The organism is Veillonella sp. oral taxon 780 str. F0422 (assembly GCF_000221605.1).
Classification (GTDB): domain Bacteria; phylum Bacillota; class Negativicutes; order Veillonellales; family Veillonellaceae; genus F0422.
In genome coordinates this window covers 1-17,424 of the sequence record NZ_AFUJ01000041.1, presented here as the reverse complement: position 1 = coordinate 17,424, position 17,424 = coordinate 1, and the positions used below count along the sequence as shown (strand labels likewise).

The 17,424-nt window shown below is 35.4% G+C and carries 14 protein-coding genes; 12 read left to right on the top strand and 2 right to left on the bottom strand.

Annotated features, from left to right (window positions below):
* The first annotated feature begins 118 nt into the window (after nucleotides 1-118).
* From HMPREF9200_RS05015 to HMPREF9200_RS08090, 8 genes are all read left to right on the top strand, one after another.
* Nucleotides 119-2,530 carry an FtsK/SpoIIIE domain-containing protein gene (locus tag HMPREF9200_RS05015; RefSeq protein ID WP_141558200.1) on the top strand — a complete coding sequence of 804 codons (2,412 nt, stop codon included), beginning with the start codon at nucleotides 119-121 and terminating at the stop codon, nucleotides 2,528-2,530.
* Nucleotides 2,531-2,540: 10 nt separating this feature from the next.
* Nucleotides 2,541-2,882: a helix-turn-helix domain-containing protein gene (locus HMPREF9200_RS08100; RefSeq protein WP_052847070.1), complete on the top strand. Its 342-nt coding sequence runs from the start codon at nucleotides 2,541-2,543 to the stop codon at nucleotides 2,880-2,882.
* Nucleotides 2,872-4,170, top strand: a complete 1,299-nt coding sequence (locus HMPREF9200_RS05005; protein WP_141558199.1) for a hypothetical protein — start codon at nucleotides 2,872-2,874, stop codon at nucleotides 4,168-4,170. The genes HMPREF9200_RS08100 and HMPREF9200_RS05005 overlap by 11 nt, the downstream gene beginning before the upstream one ends.
* 76 nt (nucleotides 4,171-4,246) lie before the next feature.
* On the top strand, nucleotides 4,247-6,283 hold the full coding sequence (locus HMPREF9200_RS05000; protein ID WP_009353730.1) for an S-layer homology domain-containing protein: 2,037 nt from the start codon (nucleotides 4,247-4,249) through the stop codon (nucleotides 6,281-6,283).
* A 57-nt stretch (nucleotides 6,284-6,340) separates the two neighbouring features.
* Nucleotides 6,341-7,657 (top strand): hypothetical protein, encoded by a 1,317-nt coding sequence (locus tag HMPREF9200_RS04995; protein WP_009353741.1) that lies wholly within the window; start codon nucleotides 6,341-6,343, stop codon nucleotides 7,655-7,657.
* Nucleotides 7,658-7,672: 15 nt separating this feature from the next.
* Nucleotides 7,673-7,825, top strand: coding sequence for a hypothetical protein (locus tag HMPREF9200_RS08720; RefSeq protein ID WP_009353731.1), 153 nt, complete (start codon nucleotides 7,673-7,675; stop codon nucleotides 7,823-7,825).
* A 14-nt stretch (nucleotides 7,826-7,839) separates the two neighbouring features.
* On the top strand, nucleotides 7,840-10,305 hold the full coding sequence (locus HMPREF9200_RS08095; RefSeq protein ID WP_009353747.1) for a zincin-like metallopeptidase domain-containing protein: 2,466 nt from the start codon (nucleotides 7,840-7,842) through the stop codon (nucleotides 10,303-10,305).
* 130 nt (nucleotides 10,306-10,435) lie between these two features.
* Complete coding sequence (locus tag HMPREF9200_RS08090) at nucleotides 10,436-11,299, top strand: putative P-type conjugative transfer protein TrbJ (protein ID WP_009353738.1); 864 nt, start codon at nucleotides 10,436-10,438, stop codon at nucleotides 11,297-11,299.
* A 77-nt stretch (nucleotides 11,300-11,376) separates the two neighbouring features.
* Here HMPREF9200_RS08090 and HMPREF9200_RS04980 read toward each other — a convergent pair whose 3' ends face one another.
* Nucleotides 11,377-11,829 (bottom strand): hypothetical protein, encoded by a 453-nt coding sequence (locus HMPREF9200_RS04980; protein ID WP_038144813.1) that lies wholly within the window; start codon nucleotides 11,827-11,829, stop codon nucleotides 11,377-11,379.
* Nucleotides 11,830-11,853: 24 nt separating this feature from the next.
* Between HMPREF9200_RS04980 and HMPREF9200_RS04975 the strand changes: the two genes are divergently transcribed.
* From HMPREF9200_RS04975 to HMPREF9200_RS04960, 4 genes are all read left to right on the top strand, one after another.
* Entirely contained in the window at nucleotides 11,854-13,206 is a 1,353-nt protein-coding gene (locus HMPREF9200_RS04975) for a type IV secretion system protein (RefSeq protein ID WP_009353727.1), read from the top strand.
* Nucleotides 13,207-13,227: 21 nt separating this feature from the next.
* Nucleotides 13,228-15,132 carry a type IV secretion system protein gene (locus HMPREF9200_RS04970; protein WP_009353742.1) on the top strand — a complete coding sequence of 635 codons (1,905 nt, stop codon included), beginning with the start codon at nucleotides 13,228-13,230 and terminating at the stop codon, nucleotides 15,130-15,132.
* Nucleotides 15,119-15,859: a S26 family signal peptidase gene (locus tag HMPREF9200_RS04965; RefSeq protein ID WP_009353736.1), complete on the top strand. Its 741-nt coding sequence runs from the start codon at nucleotides 15,119-15,121 to the stop codon at nucleotides 15,857-15,859. The genes HMPREF9200_RS04970 and HMPREF9200_RS04965 overlap by 14 nt, the downstream gene beginning before the upstream one ends.
* A gap of 192 nt (nucleotides 15,860-16,051) precedes the next feature.
* Nucleotides 16,052-16,834 carry a hypothetical protein gene (locus HMPREF9200_RS04960; RefSeq protein WP_009353733.1) on the top strand — a complete coding sequence of 261 codons (783 nt, stop codon included), beginning with the start codon at nucleotides 16,052-16,054 and terminating at the stop codon, nucleotides 16,832-16,834.
* A 2-nt stretch (nucleotides 16,835-16,836) separates the two neighbouring features.
* Here the strand turns inward: HMPREF9200_RS04960 and HMPREF9200_RS08085 are convergent, their stop codons facing one another.
* On the bottom strand, nucleotides 16,837-17,208 hold the full coding sequence (locus HMPREF9200_RS08085) for a helix-turn-helix domain-containing protein (protein ID WP_009353725.1): 372 nt from the start codon (nucleotides 17,206-17,208) through the stop codon (nucleotides 16,837-16,839).
* Between the last annotated feature and the right edge of the window lie 216 nt (nucleotides 17,209-17,424).

Sequence of the window (17,424 nt, the reverse complement as noted above, 5' to 3'; positions counted from 1 at the left end):
ACAAAGGAGGTTTCCCTTGTTCTCTTTATTCAATTCAAAAAACAAGAAAAAAGAGGTGGACCCAAGAATTTATTCCCAAAAGAACGGGATTTGGCAAGAACAACCTCGTCTTTCCTATATGATTCCCTGGGCTTACATTGATGAAACAAATGGTATCGTACATAACCATGACCATTCTATGATGGCCATCTTCAAATTTCGTGGTTTAGATACAGCTTCCGCTACACCTGAAGAACTGATTGCCTATAACGCTGCCATTAACAATGCCATGCGTAGGCTTCCTTCTGGATATATTTTATATATCGAAGCCCAACGACATCCAAGCCATAATTATGAACGCTCTACCATGCCTAACCCAACACTTCAAGCCATTGAAGATGCTAAAGCAACTTACTTTGAAAGTGGTCACTTTTACGAAAGTGATTACTACTTCACTATTTATATGGAACCACCAAGCAAAACAAAGCATAGATTAACCTCTGCTTTTGTTACAAACGGTAAAAATAAAGGTGAATCCATCGAAGATGATTTAGCTATTTACAAAGAAGTAATTGATGAGTTTATCCACAGAGTGAATCAGTTTGCATTGATGCTAAAAAGTGTATTCAAAGAGCTATCTGCCCTACTAGATCCTGATGAAATTGCTACGTTTCTGCATAGTTTAATCTCCGATCGAAATCACAGGGTTAAATATAACCCTTTGCAATACCTAAATGAATATCTTAGTGATTCCTCTATTACTGGAGGCTTGAAGCCTCAATTAGGCACTAAGCCTATGCGAGTGATTACACTATTAGGGTTTCCTATTAGTACTATTCCTGGACTATTAGATACCCTAAACGCCTTAAACATTCAATATCGCTGGACAAGTCGTTGGCATTGTATTGGCACTGATGATGCCAAAAAGTTTTTAATTCAACGAAGAAAAGACTTAAAATTCCAGGCTATTGGCGTTGGTTCTCGGTTAGGGGCCATTGCTACTAAACGACAAGTCAACGATGCAGAGATTGACGATACAGAGCTTTCAAAAGCCAATGATGTGACTGCTGCCATCGAAGAGTTAGGCACAGGTATGATTGCGCAAGGCTATTACACAATGACACTTTGCGTATTTGCTAACGATGTTTCTAGCGTAGAAAAAATAGCTAGTCATGTCTTATCTATCGTTAACCAGCTAGAATTTACTGGATATATTGAAACAGATAATTCTATGGAAGCATGGCGTGGTTCCTTACCAGGATGTCCAAGATGTAACATTCGTAGAAATATGGTCAATTCCCTAAATTTTTGTCATTTAGCCCCGACCACAGCACAGTGGTCAGGTGACAAATGGAATGACCATTTAAAGGGGCCAGTTCTTTTATATACCGATTCTTACAATAGTCAGTTTAGACTTTCACTACATAACGGAGCCTTAGCTCATACCCTTGTATGTGGCCCTTCTGGTTCTGGTAAATCTGTATTACTGAATACATTAGAAGTTCACTTTATGAAGTATCCAAATAGCCGTATTTTTGTCTTTGATAAGGCGGCATCGAGTCGTGTTACCACCTATGCAGCTGGTGGCAACTTCTATAATATATCAGCAAGTGGTAAGTCTGATTTATCGTTCCAACCACTAGAAAATGTAAACATTCCTACGGAACGTGTATGGGCCATTGATTGGCTAGCAGGCTTCTTAGATCGAGGTAAGTTTGAAGTCACTGAATCTACTAAAGATACGATCAAAAAAGCTCTATTATCTCTTGCAGAGTTTCCAAAAGATAAACGTACCATCTCTAACTTCTGTGATTTGGTGCAGGATACCGACATTCGTATTGGACTTCGTGCATTAACAATGGAAGGTCCTTATGGACCCCTCTTTGATAACCACTCCAGTATTAAAGGTTCAGGACGTTGGCAGGTGTATGAAATGGAAGAAGTAATGCGTACGCCAGCAATCGTTCCTTCTACCATTGACTATCTATTCCATCAGATTGACAACGCTTTAAAAGAAGATAGCCCCTCCCCTACTATGATTATCCTGGATGAATGTTGGCTATTCTTTGATAACCCTGTATTCCGAGATAAAATCCGAGAATATTTCAAAGATTTACGTAAAAAGAATGCATCAATTATTGTGGCCACTCAGAACTTAGCAGATATTATTTCTAAGCCAGATTTACTATCTACAATCCTGGAAAACTGCCCTAATAGAATTTATTTACGTAACCAAAATGCTGTCAATGAACAAATACGTAATTATTACCACCAATTCGGTTGTAATGAACGTCAAATTGACATCATTTCAAAGCTAGATAACCAGGAACGTCATGAATACTACTATAGCTCTTTTGAAAAAGGAAATCGTGTGTTCGACCTTGCTTTACAGCCTATAGAAGCTGCCTTTGTTTTATCCACAGATAAAAGCGACCAAATTTACCTCAACAAACTGATTGAAGAAAAGAAAATGGATAACTTCACCTTAGAATGGTTGATTTATAAAGGGCTATACAAGGAAGCCGAGTTTATCAAGGAACACTACCTATAACGAGGAGCATATGAATCATTTTAGTATCAATTTAAAAAAATACAGATTACTAGCGGGTTATATGACTGCTAAAGAGTTTGCAAAAGTACTTGAAGTTCCATACCCTACATATGTTAGCTATGAAAGCAACAATCGTGAACCCAAATATGATGTATTATGTAAAATTTCATACTTATTAAACGTCAGTATAGATCAATTATTAGGCAATGAGTTTATTTATAATACAAAAAATATAGCTTCTGAGAATTTAAAACTAGAAAAAGAACTGTCATTAGAAATCTGTAAATGTATAAAAAGAATACTCGGAACAAATGAAACAAAAAAGATTTTTAAGATTTTAAATGAATTTTGAAAAAGGATTTATAATGAAAAATTTTAAGAAGAAACAATTAGCACTTTCAACGTTAGTAGCACTTGCTTGTGCAGGTCATATTGGTTATGCAACAGATCCTGCTACTACTACAACTACAGAGGATGGTGTAACTAATAACTTCTATGATATCACCATCAACAATATTAAAGAGGACTCTGGGCTTGAATTAGGTAATAATTCAAGAGCTAGAGGTAACGGGTCTATTGCGACTGGTACTGGATCACTTGCGGTAGGTAATAATGCTGTTGCCACTGGTGGCAACGAAACAAAGGATACCATTACTGGTAAATTAAATGAAAATAGACAGAGATTAGCTGAAATCTCTACTGCTCAGAATAATGTAACTAATTTGTCCAACGAAATCCAAAAAATCCGTTCTGAACAAGCTAAGACGATTGAAGCTGGTGAACGTGTTAAGCAAGTTCGACTTGCCAAGGAAAAAGCACATCAAAGTTATTTAGAAAAGAAAAACACTTATGATACGGAAGTCGCTAATTCTGCTGAATTTTTGCGTAATGCTCAAGCTAAACTAGATGATTTAAACAATCGTTTAGGTGCAGTTAATCGCATTGGTAATGTTGATATTACCTCTGCTTCAGGATTGACAGAAGCTGCTACTAATTTAAAGCGTATGACCGAAGAAGGTAGTACCTTGGATTTACCTTTAGATAGTTTCTATAAAGAATATATTAAGTCATACTATAAGGCTTCTGGGGATTTACGTGCTAATCAAGCTCGTCAAGCTAAATCTGATCCAATTGGCTTTTTTAACAAAAATAATGAACCTATTTGGAATAATGCTCATTTAAATGATACTAGTTTAAACATGACAGTAATTAATCCATATATTTTTAATAGTACAGATATAAATTCTGGATTGTTAAATGTAAAAGGGACATTGATTTATATGTCACATCCAAATATTCAAGTAATGAACCAATTTAATAAAGATGCTTTTGATTCATATAATGGCTTAACTAACAAACCAAGTAAAGATATAGTTTTTAAACATATCAATACAGATTTATCAACTAAGGATGAATGGGATAGTGTAATAGAAGAATCTGCTAAATATAAGCAATCTTTTAGAGAGTATTTTAATGCTAATAACAACCCTTTATTAACAACTGACCTCAAAAATAAATTGTTTTTAGAAATGGATAAAAAAATAGATTATGAGGTTAAGGCCTATGAAATAACATATTATCAAAAACAATACGAAGATACGCATAATACAGTTTGGTTAGATAAAAAAATATTGCAATAAAAGAATACAATGCTATTGCTGCTTCATATGATTTAAATACTTTAATTAATAAAGAATTGAGTAACAACTATGAAAATTGGAAAAAGAAAACATCACAGATGTTTTAGAAAATAATAAAATTACAACAAACAAACTTACTTCTGACCTTGAAACTGCTCTTCAAATTAATAAAAATGCGGTTGCGGAAAAAGAAAAACAAATTGCAGCTTTAAAAGCCTCTGCTGATCAAGCTAAAACAAATTGGGAATCTATCAATCCCAACGCTTCAGATTTGTTGTATATGGAGCAATATGAAACATTAATGAAACAATTGACGGCTAAATCCCAAGAGTTGCAACAAAATCAGGAACGTTTGACGGCTCTTAAAAATGCTTTGACCCTACATGATTTATCAAACGTAGGGGAAAATGCGATGGCTATTGGCACTAATTCCTTATCAACAGGCTCTAATTCCATTGCCATCGGTACTGGCTCTATTGTCACTGGTGAAAATTCTATTTCTATTGGTAAAGGTTCTGCCGTAACTGGTACTAAATCTATTGCAGTAGGTGTTGGCCATATTGTAATCGGTAATAATTCGGGGACTTTTGGCGACCCGAATACGATTTATGGAGATAACTCCTACGCATTCGGTAATAACAATACCATTGGTAATTCCACTACTACACATACAGTAGGTACAAATACCTTTGTATTGGGATCTAACGTAACTACTAAAGCGAATAACTCTGTTATTCTTGGCAAGGATAGTGTAGCCACTGAAGATAATGTAGTATCCATTGGCTCTAATACTTCTACTAGAAAGTTAGTGAATGTAACGGATGGTACAATTGCTGAAAATTCTAAAGAAGCCATTAACGGTAATCAATTGTGGAAAGTATCTGAAGCAAAAGACGGAGCAATTAATAAAACGGCTTGGCAAGCTGCGTTAGGTACTGGAAAGAATGCAGCTGGTAATACTGGACTTGTTACTGGTGATACCTTACATGCTGCATTAGCTAATGTTCAAATTGATCCTTCTACTCTCACTTCTAAAGCTAATAAGGATGCTTCCAACATCACTTCGGACGATGCTAAAAAATGGAGTGAAAAATTAGGCACTGGTTCAGTGGCTGCTGGAGATAAAGGTTTAGTGACTGGTGGAACAGTCAATACTGCTATCACGAACGCAGTAAATACAGCCACATCTAATATTAATAGCGGCATCAAGACAAAACTTAATGGTAAAGCCAATATAAATGCTTCTAATTTGACGAATGAAAACGTTAAAGAATGGACATCTAAATTAGGCGTTGGTACTGTTGGCCAAGGTGATTCTTCTAATGGACTTGTTACTGGAAAATCCGTATATGAAGCTATTCATAAATACACACCAAAAGGGTTAGTACAAACAGATGGAAAAGTAGTTACCGTGGATAAATCTGGTACTGCTAATCAGATTGATTTCAGCGGTACAGATAAGAATGGAAATAGCATTCTACGAGAAATCACTGGCGTTATCACAAATCCTAATGATCCTAATTCGGTTGTGAATATGGATACCCTACAATCACAGACTCAAGGATTGAATCAAAAATTAACCAAAGCTGTTAATGTGGGGACAGCTACTGCTTCCGCATTAGCTGCGTTACATCCATTAGATTACGATGAAGCAAATAAAGTATCCTTTGCTGTTTCGCATGGCCAATATAACGGATCGAAAGCAACCGCATTCGGTGGATTTGTACGACCAAACGAAAATATTATGCTTTCCTTAGCAAGTACCATCAATTCTAATGATCGTGCTTGGAACGCTGGTTTATCCTTTAAAATTGGTTCTGGCTCTAGTCACAAGAAAGTTAGTCAAAATGACTTTGAAGCCCTTCGCAATAAAAATGACAAACTAGAAAATGAGTTAAATCAATTAAAAGAACAATTATCTAAATTATCTACTAGACTTTCAGCTAAACGAACTTCCTTCCCTGATGTTCCAAATGATCATTGGGCGAAAGAAGCAGTTGAAACATTACACGGTAATGATGTGTTAGATGGTTATCCTGATGGTGAATTTAAAGGCGACAAGCAGCTTACTCGATATGAGTACGCTCAGATGCTTTTTAAAGGCCTTAAATAGTCATATTCTATTTCTACAGCACTTGAATATTACACTCTCTCACATTGGAGGTTGACTATGGAAAAAAATATCCATCAATCCTTTGTAGGAACTATAAATAACCAATCTTTTAATAACGAAACTAGTTACCTGGCTACTCTCTCTATTCTTTCTGCCCTGGAAGAGAGAAAGCAAATTGGCCTTGGAAACAATACTGAATTTACCAGAGATTTATATGAAGATGTACATAAACTAGTCCATAAATACGATTATGATGTTTCATCCGTTGTAGAAGCAACTAAAGGCGCAATAGATCAGGCTTCTAGTGATAAGACACTAAAAGATGTTAAACTATTGGCCTTTGAGGATGATGATGGAAAGTATATTACTACCAATCAAAAGCTCGCAAATGGCGATTACGATAATGAACTTGATGAAAAGACTAGAACTACACATGCTATTGACCAAGAGTTTTGGGGTGAAATCAATGGTAATGGTATTAAACATGAATCTACTTATAGTATGGCAGAATACTTCATTGAAAATATTGAAAACAAAAAGCAGATTACAATCGAGGACCAAGCATTTACCTATGATTTAATTGATGCTATTGCTACACTCCAAAATACTGGTGTTTCACAAGAAAGTATTGAAACCGCCACAATGGACCATATAGATGAAAAGATGTCATTTGAACCTTCTATTTCTGATTTTAAAGTACTCAGCGATGAAACCGATGTATATCTTCCATTCAATGCCAATGTAGAACAAGGTGTCTATGATTACCTAGATCATTATGATGAGCTAAAAAAGTTAGCAGCTTCTAATAATATGGATATTGAGCCATTAATTCAGTATCAGAAATATTATCTTCAAGAGTTTGGCCAAGATTTTAATACGTCTCACCTACCTACTAACTTTAATCCTGAAAAGGCACCTATTGGTGTAATGACGTATGGAGATATTGAAGATATAGCAGATACTTATAACTTCTCACTGTCTATACCTGAGGAAAAACAAGATAAATGTTATCCACATATTAAAGCTATCTTTAAAGATATGGAGTATGGCGAAGAAGATATTTATATTAATTTAAAAACTAACCAATTAAACGATAGAGTAAATTTAACTAGCGTAGCTAATTATCAGGACTTGGAGTATCCTGCATCGCAAGATACTTACAAGGAACTGAAACCCTACTATCTATCAAACTATACAGATAATCTTTACCTTGCTCAACAACTCTTAAGTAAGCAAGAGTATCAAACTTTTAAAGGTATACTAATGTCAAATTTAAGAGATAACCACCATAAAAATAGCATTCAAAAAGAGAGTAAAGATCAAAAATCTATTTCTGAAGATAAGGGCAAATCTAACCAATTAATTTTTAAATAATATAAGGAGGTTACTATGAAAGAAAAAAAAGATGTGAGTAATTACTATAGCAACAGTGAATTGCTCCATGACCAGGATTTTCCTTTCACAATTGAAGAAGCAGACAATGCAATTTTAGATTACATGCCTGAGTTATTAAATGAAGATTACCAACCTGATGCTGAATAATTAGGAGGTCTATCATGGCTATTACTAGAACCTATAGCAGCAAGACAAATCAAACTTCAGAAGCTCCAGCTGAAAAAAAGACAGCTGAAGAAATTATCCTGGAACAACGTAAACGAACAGCTGAAATTCTTGTCAATGCGATTCAAAACACCAATTTACCAGAATGGCAAAGAGGATATGTGTTTCGCAAACAATATAATCCTATTTCTGAAACGAGATATTCAAAAGCCAATATGATTCATTTAATGGCAGCATCACTAGAAAACGGTTGGACAGATCCTAGATGGGTTACATTTCCACAAATGAAGGCAGAAAACCAGAAATATATTGATGCAGGCCTAGATCCAATTTATGTACTTAAAAAAGGCTCCAAAGGCTCTCTCATTGAGTTCCACCAGGAATGTTATAAAGATCCTGAAACTGGTAAAACTATTCCTACTAATCGTTCTTCAGATAACACTAATTCTAATAACGTTTCAGAAGAATCCAGGAATACTTTTTGGGTGCATCAATACTATAAAGTCTTTAATGCAGCCCAATTTGAAAAGTTTCCACCACTAGAGCAAGAGATGGAAGATATTGTTCGAGTAGAGCAACGTAATAAGTTCATCGAAAATATCATGGAAAACTCCGAAGCTCCTATTCACTTTGACCAGGTAGATAAAAACTATTATATCCCTAGCAAAGACGAAATTCATCTTGTGGCCAGAGAGAATTGGAAGGCTCCAGAACTCTTATACTCCACTGCCCTACACGAGATTGGCCATAGCACTGGTCACTCTTCCCGATTGCATCGAAACCTAAAAGGAGGAAAAGGTAGCGAGGCCTATGCTCGTGAAGAATTAGTCGCCGAGTTTACTAGTGCATTACTCCATGGAACCTATAACCTGGAACGAGCCGAACAAGAGAATAATGCAGCCTACATCAAAGGTTGGTCACAACAACTACTTAGTGATCCGAATGCATTCGTCTATGCTATCCGAGACGCAGAAAAAGCCGTTCAATACATTGAAGAAAATATGCTAGATAAGCATTTAAAAGAAGAACTATACCAACAATATCAAGCAGAACATGCTCCTTCTAAAGACGAAATTGAACTACCTAAATCTCCTAAAGATGTTCTCTCCTTATCCTTAGAAGATCGTAAAAAAATCTTAGAAAATGGATTTGGTATTGCCATCGAAGATACAGAGTATCCTGATGCCCATTATGATAAACCTGGAACTATCTACTTAGGCGGCGCTGCTAATGTCTTTGGTACGACTATTGCTGAATTATCTGGTGCCAATGAGTATACATATGGTGAAAAAGGCGAAATATATACTGGTAAACAGCTTAATGAATTGGCCAATGACCTTAGTAAAGATGATGTATTAGGGGCCATTGATAAACGTGGTTATTATAAAACATACTTAACCTACTACATGAAACCAATGTATGCTGCGCTTGATGAAAAAAATCTTAGTGAATATAAAATTGATGAAGGTCGCTATGATATTGGTGATGGGGAATTAGTCAAAAATCACATGAAAGAATACCTCAAAAACCTGGCAGAGCAAGGTAATACATCCGCTGAAATTTACTTGGCCATTGCAAACAGTTTAGAAAAAGAAGGCGAATTTACAAAGCCAACCTTTGAAGATCAACCAGAGATATTTCATAAAGCATTAACTACTGCTATGTTACAATCTGACCCCGATTATGATAACTCAATTAAAGCTATGGTTTCTTCCTTCGATTTACCTGGACATAACTTCTTAGAATCTTTGCAATCCGATAAAACACCATTGGAAGTTCTAAAAGAATATAACATCTCCAGCATCGTAGACAAAGAACCTTACCTGGATAAAGAGTTATTAAAAACATCTGTCAAAACTATGGGCTATTCTGAAAGTAACCTTATGGATAGCCTAGAAACTTCTATTCGACTAAGCATTGTCAAAGGATTAGCCGATAAAGAGTATATCGACAAAAATATGTTATCTGAAGATATGAAGGCAAACTTAGAACAAGCAGATAAAATGGCGGAAACCTATCATAAAAAGTGGTTAGCCTACCAACGTCATACGACTAATGAGGTCCACCCCTATGGCTCTTATATAGCATACTCAGAAAGTAAAGATGTATTAGACTCATTACCTGATAAGTCTACTACTAACACTAAGGATCAAAGTATAGTACCAGAAACTAAGGACCATGCAACCACTGAACAAACCTTACCTAAAGGAACAACTATACCACACTATGATCCCCCTGTGGTCATCAAAAAACGGTCACCAAATGCTTTATATAATGAAGAAAACTCTCCATTTGAACCTAAAAAGACTACAGATAAAACTATTCAAGGAGGTCTCTCTCCTAAAGCAAAGGAACAGTTATCCACAAGACAAACTATTCCTATGAAACCAATCGTATATGCTAAGTCCACACCTAAAGATATTACTAAAGATAAAGGTCGTGAACGGAGTATATCTAGATAATCGTTTGTCTTTCAATAAGGTAGAATCGTTTACCATCAATACAGCACTCTATCTTAACTTACAGAAATACAACCTTAACATAAAGTGGCTCTTACACTATCTACCGTGTAGGAGCCAGAAAGGAGAATGTATGTATATCCCTAAAAGCATAAAATTATCAATCATCACTACATCCATTATGTTAGGTATGTCTACACTTCCTAGTCATGCACAAATCCCTGTAATAGATACATCTAACATTATGCAACAAGCAAAAACTTTGGCTGAAACTGTGAAAGTAGTAACAAATACTGCACAACAAATTCAATTACAATTACAGGAATTAAAATCATGGCCAGAAGAACAGTTGAATAAATTAACTGCTAAATTTGATGGTGGTATACAAAAAATTACAGATACGATTAATAGTAAAACAAGTATCCTGGGTGATTTAAATAAAGGAATTGGTAAAGAAGGATGGTCTGAAAAAGGCGGTCTTAGTACTAATGAAATCAAAGACCTTCTTTCCAAGTCTTTCCCAGAAATTGGCACTACCACAAACCTTGCTGCCAACCAAGATGCCCTCCAGGCATCCAAGCGTAATGGCTGGAGCATACTTTCTAAAAGTAATATAGATACCCTACAAAAATATCATCAATATACACAAATGGTGGCCGATGCAACGAAAGAGTTAGGCGACCTAGTTAAGATGTCTGACAAAGCCATTGGCGCCAAACAATCTGCTCAAATTGGCAATAGAATTAGCGCCGTAAAAGGTAGAATTGACGGCATCAACAGTATTCTATCTGCATTAACTGGTCAACAAGCTGCATTGAAAGAGGCACAAGAGTTGCAAGAAAAGAAAAACGAGGAGATTGCTACAAAGTCTAGAATTGAAGCTAACATTAATGCAATAAATTCTGAATCTAAGAGTGCTGCAAGTAGCACTTTAGGGGAAGACCCTTGGGTAAAACTGATTAAACAAAGAGGCCATTCTTCTTGGATTGGACTATAATTATTCATTTATTTTACCAGTATTTATTAAACATAAAAGAGGTCCAACCTTATGGTTAGACCTCTAATAGTAATTATTTATTTTTGTTGTTCTGCTCGTTTCTTAACTAGTGTTTGCCATGGATCTGGCGCCAATGTTGATTTAGCACTTTCATCCGCCATTTTCTTTATATATATTTGTTGTTTAGTTATTCTATTCCACGTATCATTTTTCTCTTGTATATTGCGTTTTAATGCTATTAAATCGTTATTTAGTGTGGTTTCTTTTACAGCATACTCTTCCATTAATTTTAATTTATCTTGGATTTGCTTATCCACAGATTCATGTTTTTTTACTGTATCTTCGTAGGCTTGATTTGCTTGCTCCATTGTTAACGGTTGTAAATCAGGAACCTCAATAGATTCAGCTTGTTGCATAAGTGTAAGAACTTCATTTTTAGTCGTATTATATTTCTCTTGTTCTCCACAACCAGCTAACAACATAATACACATTGCAGTAACTAATAACAGTAAAATTTTCATCCGTTTCATAGTTAATCCTTTCTGGAGGTATATATGACCCCTGCTCCAAGTCCAAATTTTTTAACAGATTTAACCGCCTTTAAAGCTCTCGATCAAATGATAGATTTTTTTCGAGAAAGCTCAGTCATCGGTTATCTTAATCTTCTCCCTTATTCTATCACACTTTTACTTGTTTTCGTAGGCTTAGATATTGTATTCTCTTGGTCTATCTATAATGGTTCTATGAGAATGCAGGAGTTAATTTCTAAGCTTATTAAAGTAGGTATTCTTTTATTTATTATACAGCATATGCCTGAAATCAATAGCATCATTATACGTTCATTTCAGCAATGGGGATTTATAGCTGCTGGTACTGCTATTGAGATTGATAAAATCACAACACCAGCAAATATAATGGGATATTCTCTAACAGTTCTCACTGATGTTTGGACAGCAATGGAAAAAATATCTATATTCACAGCTGGAGGTTTATCAACCTTATTTGGATGTATAATGGCTACTATTGCAGTTCTATTCTCTTTCTTTTTAATGGCTATGGAAGTTATGATGGTCATTATTGAGTTTAACATCTTCGCTTCATTATTAGTGATACTCATTCCATTTGCAGCAATGAAGCAAACATCATTTTTGTTTCAACGTTGTGTATCTACGGTAATCAATTATGGTGTAAAAATGATGATTATCTATTTCTTAATTGGCTTAATAACAACTACTAGTGTCACCTATTCAAAAATATCTACTGCTAATTTATCGGGCATGTTAGTTCAATCAATGGTATATTTGGCACTTGGATATATCGTATATAAAGTTCCTACCATTATCTCTGGCATGCTAAATGGCCAACCTTCTATGAGTGGCAATGGTGTTGCTAGTTCCGTAGCATCAGCACCAGGAAAAGCACTTTCTAGTACTGGTGCAGCAATTGGTGGCGTAGCTGCTGTAGCTGCTGCTTCACGAGTACAAGGCGTTAATAAATGGGATACCTTTAGGTCTTCTTCAGCTCAGTTTGGAAAGAATATGCTTGGTATGGCCAAAGCAAAAGCTGGCGCCTCTGTACTACGAGGAGCCGATAAAACAAATGAGTTATTACGAGCTGGAAATGCCATCGAAAATGGTACTTGGAAACGACAAACTGATGAACAACGTAACACTGGTATGGGTATGGGTATGACTAATACGCAAAACGTTCCGTTATCACAAAAAGCACAGGAACGATACAATGATGTAGAAACTTCTGTTAACACCAGACTTGATAATTTAAAAGATAAACAGTATGAAATGCCAACCTCTACTCCGTATAGTTCTTCTACTAGCACATATTCATCTACACCAACTAATCCGCCTAAACCTACAACAAATGAAACAGATAAGCCAAAATCTAATTAATTATGAAAGGGGGTGCTTAGCATGAAACAATTATTAAAATTGTTGTGCATAAGTCTACTTCTCTTATGTTCGTCCATATCTGTTTTTGCTATCACACCTCCTTTTAAAGGTGGTCCAATCACATCTGGATATGGTCCCAGAAGTATTGATGTTGGTGCAAGTGATTTTCACTATGGCTTAGATATTGGCATTGATGATACATATATTCATGCACCTGCTGATGGATATGTCCTTCATGACGTAGGGGGTGGATTTGGTGAAGCCCACATCATATTCTGGTTTGGTGAAAATACACCTTACAAAAATCAATCCTTACTATTCGGTGATTTAGGCGATGATTCCAACTATATGAATGGTGGTCTTACTGGTGAACGGGTCCCTGTAAAAGAAGGCGATATTATTGGGGTCGTTCATGGATTTGATCCTAAAGTTGCTGATGGCCCACATGCTCATATTGAATACCATCCTAATGGTGAAACATATGGTGGCGGTTCTGAGTACGTTGGTGAATTTTTAAAATCATTAGGAATGGATCTTTCTGGGAATGTATATTCTAAGGACTACAACGGTTCAGGCGAACATGACACAGGAATACCTTGGAACGTGCAAGCCCTAATGGGTATTGGCAATTCGATCAATGATACTATGGTAAAATTCCAGGGCTTTGCCTCTAAAGCCTATGATAATATCCACACCTATGCTCTTGCACTTTTAATCATTCTATTCGCAACAGATATAGTATTTCTAATCATCTTATCTGGATTTGAGCTAGATCTGATGACGATGCTTTCTAAATTAGTCAAACTAGGAATATTTATATTCTTAGTTAATCACTGGAAAGATATAGTCAACACTATATTTAAAGGGTTTATCACCTTAGTTGGTACATCTTATGCAGGTACTAATGCTAACTTTTTAAACGATGTCAGTCAACCACAATTGTTATTACAAAAAGCAGTAAATCTACTTAATCCCGCACTCAATAAGATTGCCTCCTTTGGAGCTAGAGATTTTATTAGTAATATCGGTACGATTTTACCCATTTATATCCTAACCTTCTTAGTTATAGGGATATTCATCCTGGTAGCATTATATATTATGATTTGTTACTTAGAGTTCTATATTAGTGGTGCCCTTAGTATCATTACCGTTCCATTTGGAATACTACACTGGTCTAAATTTATTCCAGAAGGATTCGTTGGCCATTTAACTTCTAGCACTATCAAACTGATGCTAATTTCAGTACTAGTAGGTTTAACTACTATTGCGGTAAAAGATGTAACGGTAACTGAAATGTTTTCCGCTACAGTTAGCGCTACAGAAACAACTACTGGGGTTCCTACAGACACGTCAAGTGGTGGTTATGTGGGAATGATTTATGAAGAAGCTGCAAGATTTGGTGTAGATCCAGCGGTTATTTTAGCCATTGCCATGCATGAGTCTGGCGGTGATACCATTGATGGTATCCATATGACCCCCAATTGGGAAGGGTCTGGTGCACAAGGTATTATGCAAACAATGCCTGGACAAGATGGAATTGATGAAAACGGCAACCAAGTTCATATTGATGAAGCATACCCTGGCTATCAATCTGATCCTCGCCAAAATATACGGGCAGGAATTGCTATTTTTAAATCAAAACTAGACTTTGCGGATGGAGATACTATAAAAGCTATTGGCTATTATTATGGCAGTTTAACAGAATCATATACTTCTGAAGTTCTTGCCAACTATGCAGCAATCACTGGACGTGACTTCTCTAAATTGTATAGTAGCACAGGTCACAAAAATCCTCATAAAATTACTACAGAACAGCTAGTTACATTCTTAACCTTCTGTACAATTTTAATTGCATTAGCACTATTAATTTTAAAAGTTCCAGAAAAATTAATGAAACATTTAGGAGGTCAAATTGAACTACCGTAAGTTTCCTAATTTTAAAAACAAATCCAGCACCACTTTAAAACCATTCAAAAAATCAAAAAAAAGGACCTTTTGGGAGCGTTTAGTTAGACCTAAGTATATTATGATACCTAGACCTCAAAACGAGCATCAAAAGGCTATTATGGGTGGTTTTTTGGGTCTAATAAGTATTTTAGTCATAGCTATTATGATTAGCTTCTTTCCAGTCTTATTTTTTAACGTATCAGATAGCGCACCTCATGGAGTTTATATACGTGTTCCTGGTCAAGCAATGTATGGAGATTATACTGTAGTACGATTACCACATTCCATTTATTTAGATAATGGACGTATCGAGCCAGAAGGAAAACAACTTATTAAGATGGTTCGGGCTTTACCAGGTGACACTTTTACAATTGAGCCTACAGAAATTAAAATTCACGAAAAGGATCCAGTACAGTTTGAAAAATATTCACTACATCCTTTTGATTCAGAAAAGGATTCTAGTTATAAGATGTATATTTCTTACGTGATTAACCCTAATCCTACATTACCTCATATTCCTAATGGAACCTATACCGTACCAGAAGGTTCAAAACTATATATCAATCCACCTGTTGGTTCATTTGATAGCCGTTATTTAGGACCCATTGATAATCACTATGAAATTGGTAAAATTGTTTTACTCTTAGACTTTAAGTATATTAATAGGTTCTTAAGTTTATTTGAATTAAATGAAATATCTTTATGAAAGGAGAGTTTGAAATGTTATTTGATTTATTATTCCTAATCTTTTTAATTGTTCTATTGTTAAGCACCATCACGTGTTCTGTATTTTGTTTTAAAGTAGTATCTCAATTAAATACGTTTAAGAAAGATTTGAATACAGTATCTCGTGAATTAATCACATTTAATCGCAATAGTAAATAAGGAGGAATACATTATGAAAGGAAGAAAAATCTTATCTGCTTTCATGATAACAACTCTAGTAATCGCTCCATTAATTTCTACTGATGCACATGCAGGTTGGTTTAGTCGTCATCGCCTCCCTATTCGCCCTGGCTCTCATGTATTTGATGCAAAACGCTTTGCAGATAGTATACGTGAAACGATCCAGCAAGGTTTAGTTTTTAAAAATATGGTAGACCAACTAAAAAATCTCAACTTAAAAAATATGGGGGCAAAACTTAGTTATCTCACTGCCTCTTTATCTACGTTTAAATTACCTAATCTTGATGGAATCATGGGAAATCCTGATAAAGCAGGTACTTATACATCCTATGGTGCTAATAATACATATGGTGCAGATGTAATGACTGACAATATGTTTCCAAGGCTTGTTATTGGTGAAAGAGAAACAAATAACAACAATCTATTTAGTCTATCCACAAGGCTTAATTCATCCATTACCTATTCACAGGATGCAATGACAAAAACCCTCTCCAACGATACACCTGGTATTCGTGGAGAGGGGCAAAAAGCACATGTATTAGAAGCCTTGCAAGGTTTTCAAAAAGGCGAATACATCCAGTATAAAGCAGCCCAATTAATCCAAAAATTGGAAAAAGATCAGTTGGAACGACAAACAGAACGATTTGAAGATGAAAAAGCTAGTGTTCATATGCAAACTATTACAGTTGATCCATATCATCCTAATGAATTTACAGAAATGCACAAGAAAGATTTACCCGTTCAAACTAAAGCAATTGGGATGCCAGATTTATAGAATTACTTACTCTCTTTTTTCTTATTGATTAAAGAGAGTAAATTTTCTAATACTAACAATTCGTCCATTTCAAACTCTGTTAACATTTGTTGAATTTGAACACGTTTTAATTCTAGTAGTGACATTGTGTTTATAGGTCGTTGATCCACCATCATACTGGAAGTATCAGCATTCCCCAGCAATAACCACTTCATATCTACGCCAAGTTTAGCTAGTGAAACAAGCAGTTCCAGTGAAGGAGGTCTGCGCCCTCCTTCTACATCTGATAAATTTGGTTGAAACATATTAAATTCTTTCGCAAAGTCTTTTTGCTTCATATTAAATGCAATCCGAACTTGCCGAATACGTGTACCAATTGTATCTTTTACGTCCATTATCTAACCCTCACCATATAACAATATAATATATTTTAAAATCCAATAACTAAGCTATTTATATTGAAATTTTATTAAAAATATAAAAATTTGTCAATTATTTTATATCATTATTGATATATTAATTAAAAAGGAGACTCTAAAATGAAGCGCCTTATTATTGCGGAAAAACCTGATATGGCCCGAGCATTTGCATCCTATCTATTTTCAGATAAC